This is a genomic window from Wolbachia endosymbiont (group B) of Parapoynx stratiotata (assembly GCF_947250635.1).
In the GTDB taxonomy this organism is placed as follows: domain Bacteria; phylum Pseudomonadota; class Alphaproteobacteria; order Rickettsiales; family Anaplasmataceae; genus Wolbachia.
In genome coordinates, this window is the sequence record NZ_OX366335.1 from 1,454,906 (window position 1) to 1,468,483 (window position 13,578).

Genomic DNA, 13,578 nt, shown 5'->3' on the forward strand with positions numbered 1-13,578 from the left:
TCATAAAAACCCTATATCCCCAGTCATCAGTATATTTTTTGACCACTCAATCAGTAACTGACCTCCTGGTAAATGCACTGAAGTTTGTTTAGTAGCCAAACACTTACGAAGTATAGATGCAACAAATGCTGCACAAGCCGCACTACCACATGAAGCAGTAATACCTGTTCCTCTTTCCCAAACTCTTAAGTTTATTTCTCCAGATTTTTCTATTTGTGCAATACTAACATTTGTTTTCTGAGGAAATAATTCGTGATTTTCTAGCTTTGGTCCTAAATTCTGCAATGGTATTTCGCTTATGTTATCAACAAAAAAAACTATATGAGGGTTACCAATATTTACTGCAACTGGCTCTTTCAGCATTTCAAGCTCTATAGGTAGATAAAGGGGATCGCATTCACAAGAAAGAGGAATTTCATTCCATTTAAGCAGTGGTTTACCCATATTGACCTTTATTGATTTATCACCTACTTTAAAACATTCTAAGATACGATTATTTATCAGCTCAATAGTGATATATTCAGTACCTTTTTCTAACATTATCAAATATCCAACACAGCGTGCTGCGTTTCCACACATTTCAGCTCGACTACCGTCAGCATTGTAGATATGCATAAAGCAGTTTGCAGCATTAGACATTGTTATAATTATCACTTGATCACAACTGCCTTGATCAGCAATTTGTCTATAATTCCAGTCTAAATTATTTGCTGAACGTGAGTCTATGATAACAAAACTATTGCCAGTACCGTGCATCTTTACAAACGGGATCTTGTCTGTTAGGTTACTTACCATTATAGCAAAATTACATAAGTGAAAATTTTTCTTCTAATTACAGCTGTTTTGTATTCTATAGTTTTCTGTAATGTAAGTGCTAAGTCAATACCGGAGAACAGCAAAATGCTCTTTTGGCAAACTGGAGTTAGAAAGGGAGCAAATGTTTTCAATAGAAAAGTTGATAGTGACTTAATCAAATCAGCAAAGGAATACAAAATTGGTTTTATTCGTCTTGCTCCTGACAAATTTGAAACTACGCAACGTGACTTCCTCTTAGGCAATGCAGACAATTATCCTGGCCTGATTTCCAAAGATCTGAAAGTTCTGAAAGATGTTTTAGATGCTTTTCATCAATAAAAAATACCAGTAGTATTAACGATGCTTAGCTTACCTGGATCTAGATGGAAGCAAAATAATAACGATAAAGATGATTTACGTTTATGGTCAGATCAAGCTTTTCAAAAACAAGCAGCAAAATTTTGGCAAGATCTTGCGAAAGAGCTTAAAGATCATCCTGCTATTGTTGGATATAATATCTTAAATGAACCACATCCAGAAAGGCTTTATAATACTGCAGATTCGGCTATTTATAACGTAGAACAAAGCATTGACCTAAAAACCCCTATCATACTGGACAGCAGTAATTATGGCGATCCTCAGGCTTTCGATAAATTAAAACCACTTAATGATCACAATGTTCTTTATTCATTTCACATATACGAGCCTTTTGTTTATACAAATTTAAAACTAAACCAGGGGAAATTTTTCTATCCAGGATATATTTGTTCTGCTGACACAAATAAAACAGAGTACTGGAATAGAAATACACTCAGATCATATATAGAACCAGTCAAAGTTTTCCAAGAGAAATATAATATACCAAATTATAAGATCTTTGTTGGAGAGTTTGGCGGGCATCGCTGTTCAAAAGGATTAGAGAACTATTTTCGAGATCTTACTTCTATTTTTAATGAATATAATTGGCACTTTGCTGTTTATGGTTTTCGTGAAGACGTGTGGGACGGTATGGACTATGAACTTGGAAACGAGAAGCTTTCATGGAAAGACTGGCAAGCAATTGAAAAAGGTACAATGAAAAAAAATTACTTACCAGATAATCCTATTTTTAAGGTATTGAGAGAGGGGTGGTCAAAGTAAGTTAACTAGTTTTTGGCCACTCATCATAAAAAAATATTTCTTCTATTGGTCTTCTTTTTTTCTTACTTGTTTCAGCGCCATCTTCTTCGTAACCAACCGCTATCACTGACATTAAATTAAAATCATCGGATATGTTGAATTTTTCTACTATTTTATCTCTATCAAATCCACCCATTTGATGAGCCATTAAGTTCATAGCTGCAGCCTGTAGCATAAGTGCATAATTTGCTGCACCAGTATCGTGATTAGCCCAAAAATTTTCACCTTTGTCAGATTTACGGAAATTCTTAGCGCTTAGAGATATAATTAGTATTTGTGCATCTTTTGCCCACTTTTGATTAGATTCATCAAGGCAATTTAGCAGCTTTTCCCATGCGCTTTGATTGTTCTGTTTGTTGCATATTACGTATCTCCAGGGTTCATCACCAAAACATGAGGGAGTCAGCCTTACAGCTTCCATTAAAATATCCATGTCTTCCTGAGATATTGCTCTTGTAGGATCGTATGAACGTCCGCTGTGTCTTGCTTTCATCAACGATAATAGATCTTGTTTACTCATCATTTTTAGTTTAATAGTGCATAAATAATTCATTGTAGCACAATATGAGCAAAATTTAAATTGCAAAACCTCTCATACACATATATGACATTTAATAAGTTATTTTTATTGGGAAAGTATGTTTATAACACAATCTAGCAGCAGATCAACACTGGCTGAAATATTGTCTTGCGTTTTACTTTTATTCTTGATGGCTCAAATAAGCATACCATTGCAGCCTGTGCCTATCACATTGCAAACTTTAGGAGTAATGCTTATTGGGCTTAAATTTAACCACAGAACAGCATTCTATTCTGTGCTTACATATCTATCACTTGGTGCAGCAGGATTGACTGTTTTTGCGAATTTTTCTAGTGGTTATCACATTTTTCTCGGGCCAACAGGTGGATATTTGATTGGCTGTTTAGTTGCTGTTGTAGTAATGAGCAGAGTAAATGAATTACTGAACTCTAAATATAAATCATTTATGTGTAATTCTTTAAGTTGTCTGGCGGGTACATTCGTAATCTTTATTTGTGGTATTAGTTGGCTTACTATTTACGTGGGTCTGAAACAAGCAATAATGGTAGGTGTTTTACCATTCATCCTTCCTGGTTTGGTAAAAATTTTTCTACTTGTAGCAGCTTTGCAGTATTTGAAAAAGTGATAAGGTTTCGTCCTCATCATTTTATGTGCACTCTTGCATTTCAAGGGTATGGATATTCTCAGAGCTTTGTAGAAAATTACAAAAAGATAGCAAGTAAAGTAATTAGTGATCCTAATACTAAAATCGAAGTAGTTGATAATCTTGACACTATTTGTAGTGTTTGCCCAAACCAGACTAAACAAGGTAAATGTACCACACAAGCTAAAGTTTTAGAGCTAGATAGAAGGCATATGGAAATTTTAGGAATAAAAATTGGCGAGATTTTGACCTGGAGTAAAGCAGTAAAAAGAATTAGAAAGAAAATGTCTTTAGAGAAATTTGACTACGCATGTGAGGAGTGTAATTGGCAACCATATGGGATGTGTAGAAGTGCTCTTTTAACTCATTCTAAATAGTATCTGCCAATTAATAATATCTTTATTGTTATATTAGATAAGTAATTTAGCATTTATGAATTTGTAATGTGTTGCGTATAGTTCAAAGAAATAAGATTTACTGGTTACGCGCTTCAGCCAATGCCACAACACTAGGATCTATGTTTGTCTGCATGTTAATTTGCGTTGTGATTTTATGGAGGTCTTCTGTTACCTATGCTAGTGAAAATTTGGAGATACAGAAGGTCTTTGATAGTGTTGTCAAGCATATAAAAGCTGATAAAAAATATAAAGATCTTGATGTTATCGAGAGAAAAAGTGACAAATTTAATATCAAAATTTCGCAGAATTCTGGCAAGAATTTTGACATATACTCTATTTTAAAAAAAGCAAAAGATTCCTTTGAGTTAGGAGATAGTGAAACAGCTACTTCTCTCCTCAATCAGATTATCGCAAAATTTCCTTATCATGAAAGTGCTTTAATTGGACTAGGGAACATCTATTACGCTAACAAAGAATTTAAAAAAGCTGTAGAGATTTACACAAGACTGTTAAAAGAATATCCTAGCAACCCTTATGTATTAAAGAATTTTCTGACGATAATCTCACAATATGATCCTAATTTAGCATTGAGTGAAATGTTGAAATTGTATGATACACTCAGAAATAGCGCCCCTTTATCAGCAAATTTAGGTTTGATCTATATGAAAAAAGGGGATTACGTAAAAGCTAAAGAATATATGAAAGCAGCAATTTCTTTAGATCAAAACAATATTTTTTATACCTATAATTTAGCTGTTATTCTAGATAAGCTCTCAGATTTTAAAAATGCCACAGCATGTTATTCAAAGTTGTTGAACATGTCAAAAAATGCAAGTGAAAGAATACCTTTATACAAGGTAGCAGCAAGGCTAAAATTTATACAACTCCATAGTGCGCACTCAGCGATTCCATAAGAGTTGCTTGTATCGCTATTTTTGTTTACAACAACAACATTGAACTATAGAATTATATCTAGAGGGGCAATTAGCTCAGCTGGTAGAGCATCTCGTTTACACCGAGGAGGTCGGCAGTTCAAGTCTGTCATTGCCCATTAGCCTAGTTGAATATTAATATTACAATTATTTCAATCAAAGTATAGAAAATGCAAGACAACATAGTACCAGTTTCAATAGTGAAAGAGCTAGAGGATTCTTATCTCTCCTACGCAATGAGTGTGATCATAAGTCGAGCTATACCTGATGTGCGAGATGGATTTAAACCTGTTCATAGGCGCATATTATACGCAATGTCGAGGGCTGGGTTCGATGCCGGTAAACCGTATAAAAAAGCAGCTCGTATAGTCGGAGATGTAATGGGAAAATATCACCCACATGGTGACATGGCTATCTATGACTCCTTGGTCAGGATGGCTCAAGATTTTTCTCTTCTTTTACCACTTATTGATGGGCAAGGTAACTTTGGTTCGATAGATGGAGATCCGCCAGCTTCAATGCGATATACAGAAGCAAGGCTCCACAGAGTGTCGCATTTTTTACTAAATGATATTGACGAAGATACAGTTGATCTTAGGCCAAACTATGATGGAAATGAAACAGAGCCTGTTGTACTGCCTGCAGAATTTCCGAATCTATTGGTAAATGGTGCAAGCGGTGTTGCAGTTGGTATGGCAACCAATATTCCTTCTCACAACCTTGGAGAAATAATAGATGCTTGTATGTTATATATAGATAATCCTGAAGTTACTTTGGATGAGTTACTTGAAGTGATGCCAGGACCGGATTTCCCAACTGGGGGAACGATTCTTGGAAGGTCTGGAATAAGATCAGCATTTGCAACGGGTCGTGGATCAATTGTTGTGCAAGGCAAGACTCACATGGAAGACCTGTCACAAGATAGGCAAGCAATAGTGATTGATGAAATACCTTACCAGGTAAATAAAGTAAAATTAATTGAGAAGATAGGTGAGCTTGTAAAAGAAAAAAGAATTGATGGCATAACAGAAATTAGGGATGAATCTGATAAGTCTGGTATTAGGGTAGTAATTGACCTCAGAAGAAATGCTGAAGCAAGTTTTATACTTAATCAAATATTGGGACTAACTCCACTAAGAAGTAGTTTTAGTGTTAACACTTTAGTCCTCAACAACAACAGGCCTGCTTTGATGTCGTTGAAAGAAATTATAGCTGCTTTTATTGATTTTAGAAAAGAAGTATTAATCAGGAGAACAGAGTTTCGTCTAAGAAAAACGAGGGAAAAAGCTCATATATATATAGGGCTCTACATTGCGGTCTTGAGCATAGATGAAGTGATAAAAATCATCCGTGGTGCAAAAGATCCTGCGGAAGCAAGTAGAGAACTTTTAAATAAAGAATGGAAAACTTCAGCTGAGATAAACACAATTATTGGATTAATCTCAGACAGCACAAGCTTTTTGAAAGACGGAGTGTATAGATTAACTGAGCTGCAAACGAAAGCTATTCTTGACATGAAATTGCAACGTTTAACAGGCCTTGAAAAAGACAAATTAGAAGCTGAGCTAAGTTCAATGATCAACCTGATAAAAGAATATATCGCTTTTCTTGGCTCAGGAGAGAAGTTGATGAAAGAAATAAAAAACAATCTACAAGAAATAAAGAACAGATTTACTGTGCCGCGAAAAACTTCAATAGAGGAATCAGATACGGACATTGAAGCTGAAGATCTAATTCCACAAGAGGATATGGTGATAACCGTAACTATGAATGGTTATATCAAGCGTGTGAAGCTTTCTCATTATAGAACTCAGCGTCGTGGTGGAAAAGGAAAGCTAGGACAAGGATTAAAAGAAGAGGATGTAACCACAAAATTATTTGTTGGGAATACCCACACTAGCCTTTTATTCTTTTCTAATATTGGCCGAGTTTATAGATTAAAAGTTTATAAGTTACCTATTGCAGAGCCAACTGCACGTGGAAGAGCACTTGTTAATATATTCCCGCTTAGCGATGGTGAAACTATAACTAATATAATGCCATTACCAAGTGAAAATGACGAAAATCAAAACATAGTTTTTGCTACTGCTCATGGGAACATAAGGCGCAACTCTTTAGCAGATTTTCACTATATTCCAAGCAATGGAAAAATAGCAATCAAGCTCGATGAAGGAGATAAGTTAATATCAGTTAAAGTATGCAATGAAATTGATCATGTTTTTCTTTCAACAAGATTCGGCAAAAGTATCAGATTTGTTGTAAGTGATGTGCGTCAATTTAAAAGTCGCAATTCAGATGGCGTAAGAGGTATCAAACTTGCAAAGAATGACAGCGTGATATCTATGACCATATTAAATGGGATAGGTGTAGCAACAGAAACAAAAGAACTTTACTTAAAAGTTCCACTTGCAAAAAGACTGGGAACTGCAATTAATAACTCCATTGATTCTAAATTGGAAAAGACTTTGAATGATTTAGGAATAGATAACAAACTGTTCTTAAAACTTGCAATGAATGAGGAGTTCATATTAACTATTACTGAAAATGGCTTTGGTAAAAGAACTTCTGCGTACGAGTATAGGGTAACAAATAGAGGTGGTGTTGGTATTACAAATATCCTTACTACCGACAGAAACGGTAATGTTGTTGCTAGCTTTCCAGTTGAACAGGGTGATAATATCATGCTTATTACAGATAAAGGAAAGTTAATTCGTATTTCAGTAAATGATATCAGAATTGCAGGACGTAGCACTCAAGGAGTCACTCTGTTTAAAACAGAGAGTAGAGAAAAGGTGGTGTCAGTAGCGAAAATTGAGGATCCCGATTCCACTGAAGATAGTATTTCCGAAATTGAAAACTCTGTTTCTTCTTAACTGTATAGCAAAGGTTAAGCAAATAGTGCAAATTTCTATTGATTAATCTATAATATTTAAATTAAAATATATGTCTATGTTCAAGTAGAGATTGATGGATAAGAAGTTAACTAAAAATAAAAAATCATTGACGAATGAGAAGAATAAAAAAACATCTCTTGTTAAAGATTTTGCCAAAAATAAGAGTAGAAGAGATTTTATCACATTAACTACGTGTGCCATGGCAGGTATAGGAGCTGCAAGCAGTCTTTGGCCATTGGTTAAGTCTATGAATCCTTCTGCTGAGGTTTTAGCGATGTCTACGGTTGAGGTTAATCTATCTGATATTCAAGAAGGACAAGGAAAAAAGGTAAAATGGCAAGGTAAGCCAGTATTTATCCGCAAGCGCACAAAACAAGAGATTGAGGCTGCAAGAGCCATAAATGCAGAAAATTTGAGAGATCCTGAATCAGATGAAAAAAGAGTATACAAAGGAAAAGATGAATGGTTAATTATGATTGGAATATGCACCCATCTTGGATGTGTACCAGTTGATCACGCTACAAAAGACGGCAACGGTTGGTTCTGCCCTTGTCACGGTTCATATTATGACACATCAGGCCGAGTAATTGGCGGTCCTGCACCAAAAAATATGGCTATACCTGACTACTTTTTTCCAAGTGAAAATATTGTAGTAATTGGCAAGAAGGCTTAACGGATTTTCATAATTAAAGTAATAAAAGTATATTGCATTTCAAGAAGCACACTGACTTCATAGGCAAAGCTCTTGAAGTCTATCAAGCTAATTTTATACTATGCACATATTCGGGTGATAATTAAGAAACTTGCCTGCCAAATCTTCAGAGTTGACAGCTAAATTTAAAACTTGTTCCTTTGCGTCAGAAAAATTCTGACTAACTTGCTTAAAGTTATTTTCTAACTCTTCGAGGATGGAGCTGAAATTAAAAAAACTTTTCTGCATTTTATCAAGATTTTGAGTTATACAGCTTAATACATAAAGATAGAGACAAGAGGGGAAGAGATATGGTAAAGCAAGAAAAAGCTGAAAGTGAGGGAATAAATGGAGTCACCATATTAATATGAATTAAGGGAAAGAGTGATTTCAGTGGAATCGTGATGGCTTTGTTGAATCGCTCAAGTGAAAAGAACTGGCAGTTACTGACAAAATTCATTATAAATAGCCATTTAACTGTTGAAGAAAAAATATGCCACAAAAAATGAAAGTCAGTAACCAAAACGAATATAACAAATTCCTTGAAAAAAGGGGGAATATTTTTCGTTACATCGATGAAGCTATCGAAAATTGGTATGAAAATAGTCCAAAAATGCAGGGCGGCAACTATATTTATAGTGATAAAGTTGTGATTTTAGTGCATATAATCGTTAATCTTTTTAGAATTGGCTTAAGACAAACGGTAGGGTTTGTAAAAGGATATCTGCAACAAATAGGAAAAAATTTGCAGCTATTCACAAGCATCAAAAAAAACTTAATATTAAGATAAATGATTGCAGAAAATAATATAGAAGATATCGAAATTGCTATAGACAGTACAGGAATTAGTATATACAACAACACACAGCAAGGAAAATAGCACTGACAGAGTGGCTATGAGCAAACGAGAAAATTGCACGTAATGTTGAATATAAACAACAAAAAAGCCATAGCTGTAAAATACAGTAACGGTGTCTACTCTGATCACTTGTGATTTGCTAAAAGAAGTTGATTTTCAGCATGCCATAAAAGCACTATATGCAGATAGAGCATGTGATAGGCACAAGTTTTATAAGTTGTGTAACGAATATGATATAAAGACAAAAATTCCACCAATAAACAATGCGGCAGAACATCCAGAAATAGATTATATGTCTGACAGGAATGCTGCTATTAGGTTAATAAAATTATACGGTGAAGATGGCATGAAAGAATGGAAAAAGAAGTAAATTATGGGAAAAGATCTTATATTGAAGGGTTTTTCTCAAGATTAAAGCAAATATTCGGATTTAGTTTTAGGAATAAATCTGAGATAAATCGAGAAAAAGAACTAAATGCTATTTGCTTAATAAATTCACTGATATTGGTATGGCTAAATTTGAGATAGTTACATGAATTTAACATAAATCACCATCTCATAAAGTGTGATGCAATAAAGCCATCCCAGTGTCAGCTACTCGGATGACACCAAAGGGGCACTTGGATAGAGGCTACTTGAATAACACCATCATAAGGTGAAACTAGATTCCAGTGTCAAGCACTGGAATGACAAGGAAAGGGCTACTTAGATGACAAGAAAAAGGACGCTGAGATGACACCAAAGAGGCTGACACCACCATAAAGTAAATTCCACTAACACTATAGGAGACTAACATGAACTTTTTAAAATTTAAAGAAACAGGTCAATCATCAGCAAAAATAGCAAGAGATCTGGGTATTAACGGCGATTCATTAAGCAGGTGGGTAAAAAAATACAATGATAAAATGTCTGGGACAGACGCGTTTCCAGGAAAAGGAAAGTTGTCTCCTTATGACAAAGAACGGTTTGATTTAAAGAAAGAACTGGCAAGAGTAACTAGAGAAAGAGATATTTAAAAAAAAGCCCTGGGATATTTTGCAAACCAAAAAGAGTGAAATATTCTTTTATAAAAGAGCATGAAAACTGCTGTAAAATAAGCAGTTGTGTTAAAAGTCAATAGAAAAATACTAAAAATAAATTTTTACTTAGTGGACTATAAAGCCAAAGATGCTTTTAACACATTTTACGTAATTTAAGTTGTAGTATTTGATTTGAATTCTTTTAAGAAGTGTGGATGTGGATAAGTGCTTTCAGTCTGTGTAAGCGCACTTATCCACAACTACACTAATTTTCAATCTAAGCAGCTTTAGGGCTATATTCCTCAGTAAAAACCCTGCCATCTCTGATTAAAGAGTTAGCAAGGATAAGTAATTTTCTCATGGCAGCAGTAGAAGCAACTTTATATGGTTTTTTGTATTGATCGTATAGCCTATCAAAGAAGATTCTTATATAAGAATTGTACTTTTGTGCACTAAGAACACACATATGTAAAACTGTTCTAATCTGTGATCTACCACCTTGAATACATCTTTTTCCTTTACTAAAACCACTATCTCGATTAAAAGGTGCAACTCCAGAAAGGCTAGATATTTCTTTATGTCGGAGAGTTCCTAATTCTGGTAGATAACAGATCATAGTAATAGCTAAGATTCTACCTGCTCCTGGCATACTAGTTATTGATATGTATTTTTCTTTAAGCTCTTGACTTTGCTCAATCAATGTTATCATCTCGTCTTCTAAAACTTGAATTTGACTTTGCAAAATGGCAAGTAGTTCTTCCATTTGTTTGATTATGGATATATCAGTTACTTGATGAGCTTGAGTTTTTTGTATTTTTGCCATTTCCACTAATTGATTTCTGCGAGATAACTTTTGCTTCAAACTGTCAATATTACTAACCTTTAAAGGAGTAACACGCATATCTGTATTATTGATATAACGTGAGATGATGCTGCAGTCTATTTTATCAGTTTTAGTAGCGATACCAAGGCTTTTTGCATAATCTCTAACCCATCTAGGTTGAATAACATATACTTCGAAACCATGGCTTAGTAAAGTATAAGCACATAATTTTTCGTACCCACCAGTTGCTTCAAGTCCAACTTTGGTTACATTATGCAAACGTAAAAAGTCGAGTATTTGATCAATAGCTTGAACGTCATTTTCAAATACTTTATAATGTCCAAGTGGATGAATGTGGATATCTAGCTTATTTTTGCTAACATCAATGCCAGCAATGATATTTGATGAATTCATAATTCCTCCGTAAGAATAATATAATACTGCATTTTCCACCCTTATATACGAGCCTAAAAACTCAATCAGTTGTTCGGAACTATTCAGTATATAAACAGAGAAGAGAACCTTGCTCCAATACGGTCCCTTATGACCAAGATCTATGACGGTTCCTCTTCTCTATACATCTTTATATTACTACTTCTTAATACTTATAAAGACTTGTTTTTAACATATAAGAGCTATGCAGGTTTTTGAACGTATCTGCTTGTGGTTATTATAAATGGATTTCTAAGGAAAAAAGTAATAAAAAATCAACAAGAGAAGAGCTCATAAAAGATATTCAAAAGATATATCAAGCGTCACAATGCAGATACGGAGCTCCACGCTGAATTAAAGGTTTTAGATAAAAATTATAACATCAAAACAGTGCAAAATGTTATGCAGGAAAATGGCATTCAAGCCCAACTTAGACGAAGGTTTAAGACTAAGAAACTTCAAACAGACAATAGAGTTATAACTCCTAACATATTGGATCAGAATTTCACCACTGATCAGCCAAACAAGATATGGGATTACATACATAAACACCAACGAAGGATGGCTATATTTGGCAGCAATAATAGATTTATATTCACGCATGGTAGTTGGTTGGTCAATGAGTAATTCAATAAATAAGCAATTAGTTATAGATGCTTTATTGATGGCTGTTGATAGGCGCAAACCCGTTAAAAATCTACTATTTCATAGCGATCAAGGATCACAGTACACCTCTAAAAATTATCAATTTTTACTGAATACAAAAAGTATTATTTCTAGCATGAGTCACAAAGTTACGATAATGCTGTTTCGGAGAGCTTTTTTAGTTCACTAAAGAGGGAATTACTCATTGATACCTCACAACACTCCGCACAACAAGCTAGAACCGCAATATTTGAATACATAGAAATTTTTTATAACAAACAACGTAGACATTCTACTATTAACTATTGCATTCCTGAAAAATTTGATTCATCATTTTCATGAAAAAAACGTCTTAACTACCTGTCTACTTTTTCTGGGTAAGATCAATATCTTGAAAAAATTAAGCTTTAGTGCTACTAAATATTGTAACTTCTATGCTGAAACCTGACTATGAATATGGAAAAAATACGCAATGCTAAAATAAAATTACCAATATTTCTCGATTATCAATCTACTACTAAAGTAGATCCTCGTGTTTTGGAGGTGATGATACCTTATTTTGGTGAGTTTAGTAATGCACACTCTCGTAGCCATTCATTTGGTTGGACAGCTGAGGAAGCAGTAGAAAAAGCAAGGAAGCACATTGCTGATTTAGTGAATGCAGACAGCAAAGAAATCGTCTTTACCTCGGGTGCAACCGAATCAAATAACATGGCTATCAAAGGTGTTGCTCATTTTTATAAGAATAAGGGAAATCATATAATAACTGTCTGCACAGAGCATAAGTGCGTTTTAGATTCTTGTCGACATCTGGAAAATGAAGGCTTTAAAGTTACATATTTGTCCGTTAAGCAAAACGGAATTATAGATTTGTTGAAACTTGAGGAGGCAATCACTGATAAAACAATTCTGATTTCAGTGATGATGGCAAATAATGAAATCGGAGTAATGCAACCTGTCAAAGAAATTGGTGCAATGTGTAGAAAGCATAATATATTTTTTCATACAGACGCTGCCCAAAGCTTTGGAAAAGTTCCAATAGACGTAAATGAAATGAACATTGATCTTATGAGCCTTTCTAGCCATAAAATTTATGGACCTATGGGAATAGGTTCATTATATGTCCGTAGAAAAAATCCTCGTGTTAGGTTGACGCCACTAATTAGTGGTGGTGGACAGGAGAGAGGCATACGCTCTGGAACAGTTCCTACTCCCCTTGCAGTTGGTTTTGGTGAAGCGGCACGTATCGCTAAAGAAGAAATGGAAATAGAAGCAAGCAAATTAGAAGAGTTGAGAGATATTTTGTACAACAAAATAAAAGAGGCATTTCCTGATGTTGTTTTAAATGGTGACTACGAAAATAGGATTCCAGGTAACCTTAACTTAAGTTTTCCTTATGTTGAGGGTGAGTCTCTTATCATGGCAATCAAGGATTTAGCAGTAAGCTCTGGTTCTGCATGCACATCTGCATCCCTTGAGCCTTCTTATGTCATAAGATCACTAAACAATGGCCACGATCTTGAGCATTCATCAATTAGATTTGGCCTTGGCCGATTTACAACTAAAGATGAAGTTCTATATGCAGCAGATCTTGTTACTAAAAATGTTGGACGGCTAAGAGAGATGAGCCCACTTTTGGAAATGGTACAAGAGGGAATAGATTTAAGCACCGTAAAATGGGATTCTCATTGAAGAATAAGACGTTAACCATTAGCAGAGTGATGGTT

The 13,578-nt window shown here is 34.6% G+C and carries 11 protein-coding genes, 1 tRNA gene and 3 pseudogenes; 12 read left to right on the forward strand and 3 right to left on the reverse strand.

All coding sequences use genetic code 11. The annotated features are described in order from the left end of the window. A complete protein-coding gene (gene dapF / locus OOT12_RS06810; RefSeq protein ID WP_010403976.1) occupies nucleotides 1-795 on the reverse strand; it encodes a diaminopimelate epimerase in 795 nt (264 codons plus the stop codon). A 105-nt stretch (nucleotides 796-900) separates the two neighbouring features. Between dapF and OOT12_RS06815 the strand changes: the two genes are divergently transcribed. Both OOT12_RS06815 and OOT12_RS06820 read left to right on the forward strand, forming a co-directional pair. After that, on the forward strand, nucleotides 901-1,134 hold the full coding sequence (locus tag OOT12_RS06815; RefSeq protein ID WP_264375182.1) for a hypothetical protein: 234 nt from the start codon (nucleotides 901-903) through the stop codon (nucleotides 1,132-1,134). A 21-nt stretch (nucleotides 1,135-1,155) separates the two neighbouring features. Further along, on the forward strand, nucleotides 1,156-1,935 hold the full coding sequence (locus OOT12_RS06820; RefSeq protein ID WP_264375181.1) for a glycoside hydrolase family 5 protein: 780 nt from the start codon (nucleotides 1,156-1,158) through the stop codon (nucleotides 1,933-1,935). A gap of 1 nt (nucleotide 1,936) precedes the next feature. Here OOT12_RS06820 and OOT12_RS06825 read toward each other — a convergent pair whose 3' ends face one another. After that, nucleotides 1,937-2,527, reverse strand: coding sequence for a nitroreductase family protein (locus OOT12_RS06825; protein ID WP_264376527.1), 591 nt, complete (start codon nucleotides 2,525-2,527; stop codon nucleotides 1,937-1,939). An 85-nt stretch (nucleotides 2,528-2,612) separates the two neighbouring features. Between OOT12_RS06825 and OOT12_RS06830 the strand changes: the two genes are divergently transcribed. From OOT12_RS06830 to OOT12_RS06870, 8 genes and pseudogenes are all read left to right on the forward strand, one after another. After that, nucleotides 2,613-3,140 (forward strand): biotin transporter BioY, encoded by a 528-nt coding sequence (locus OOT12_RS06830; protein WP_264375179.1) that lies wholly within the window; start codon nucleotides 2,613-2,615, stop codon nucleotides 3,138-3,140. Next, on the forward strand, nucleotides 3,137-3,535 hold the full coding sequence (locus OOT12_RS06835) for a DUF1284 domain-containing protein (protein ID WP_029237639.1): 399 nt from the start codon (nucleotides 3,137-3,139) through the stop codon (nucleotides 3,533-3,535). Before OOT12_RS06830 ends, OOT12_RS06835 begins: the two co-directional genes overlap by 4 nt. 68 nt (nucleotides 3,536-3,603) lie before the next feature. Then, entirely contained in the window at nucleotides 3,604-4,470 is an 867-nt protein-coding gene (locus OOT12_RS06840) for a tetratricopeptide repeat protein (protein ID WP_264375178.1), read from the forward strand. Nucleotides 4,471-4,534: 64 nt separating this feature from the next. Then, nucleotides 4,535-4,607 (forward strand) — tRNA-Val (locus tag OOT12_RS06845). A 51-nt stretch (nucleotides 4,608-4,658) separates the two neighbouring features. Further along, nucleotides 4,659-7,361 carry a DNA topoisomerase (ATP-hydrolyzing) subunit A gene (gyrA, locus tag OOT12_RS06850; RefSeq protein WP_264685270.1) on the forward strand — a complete coding sequence of 901 codons (2,703 nt, stop codon included), beginning with the start codon at nucleotides 4,659-4,661 and terminating at the stop codon, nucleotides 7,359-7,361. A 94-nt stretch (nucleotides 7,362-7,455) separates the two neighbouring features. Beyond that, the gene (gene petA, locus OOT12_RS06855) at nucleotides 7,456-8,055 is read left to right on the forward strand and encodes a ubiquinol-cytochrome c reductase iron-sulfur subunit (RefSeq protein ID WP_264375176.1); all 600 of its coding nucleotides are present in this window, start codon (nucleotides 7,456-7,458) and stop codon (nucleotides 8,053-8,055) included. A gap of 511 nt (nucleotides 8,056-8,566) precedes the next feature. Next, nucleotides 8,567-9,468, forward strand: a pseudogene (locus tag OOT12_RS07500) (IS5 family transposase). Between the two features lie 258 nt (nucleotides 9,469-9,726). After that, a pseudogene (locus tag OOT12_RS06870) lies at nucleotides 9,727-10,037 on the forward strand (transposase); the annotation flags it as partial. Nucleotides 10,038-10,228: 191 nt separating this feature from the next. On the opposite strand, the gene OOT12_RS06875 reads toward OOT12_RS06870, so the two are convergent. After that, nucleotides 10,229-11,188, reverse strand: coding sequence for an IS110 family RNA-guided transposase (locus OOT12_RS06875; RefSeq protein WP_264688607.1), 960 nt, complete (start codon nucleotides 11,186-11,188; stop codon nucleotides 10,229-10,231). Between the two features lie 218 nt (nucleotides 11,189-11,406). On the opposite strand from OOT12_RS06875, the pseudogene OOT12_RS07505 reads away from it, so the two are divergent. Together OOT12_RS07505 and OOT12_RS06880 are read left to right on the forward strand one after the other, a co-directional pair. Next, a pseudogene (locus tag OOT12_RS07505) lies at nucleotides 11,407-12,193 on the forward strand (IS3 family transposase); the annotation flags it as partial. A gap of 108 nt (nucleotides 12,194-12,301) precedes the next feature. After that, on the forward strand, nucleotides 12,302-13,543 hold the full coding sequence (locus OOT12_RS06880) for an IscS subfamily cysteine desulfurase (RefSeq protein ID WP_264685271.1): 1,242 nt from the start codon (nucleotides 12,302-12,304) through the stop codon (nucleotides 13,541-13,543). The last annotated feature ends 35 nt before the right edge of the window (nucleotides 13,544-13,578 follow it).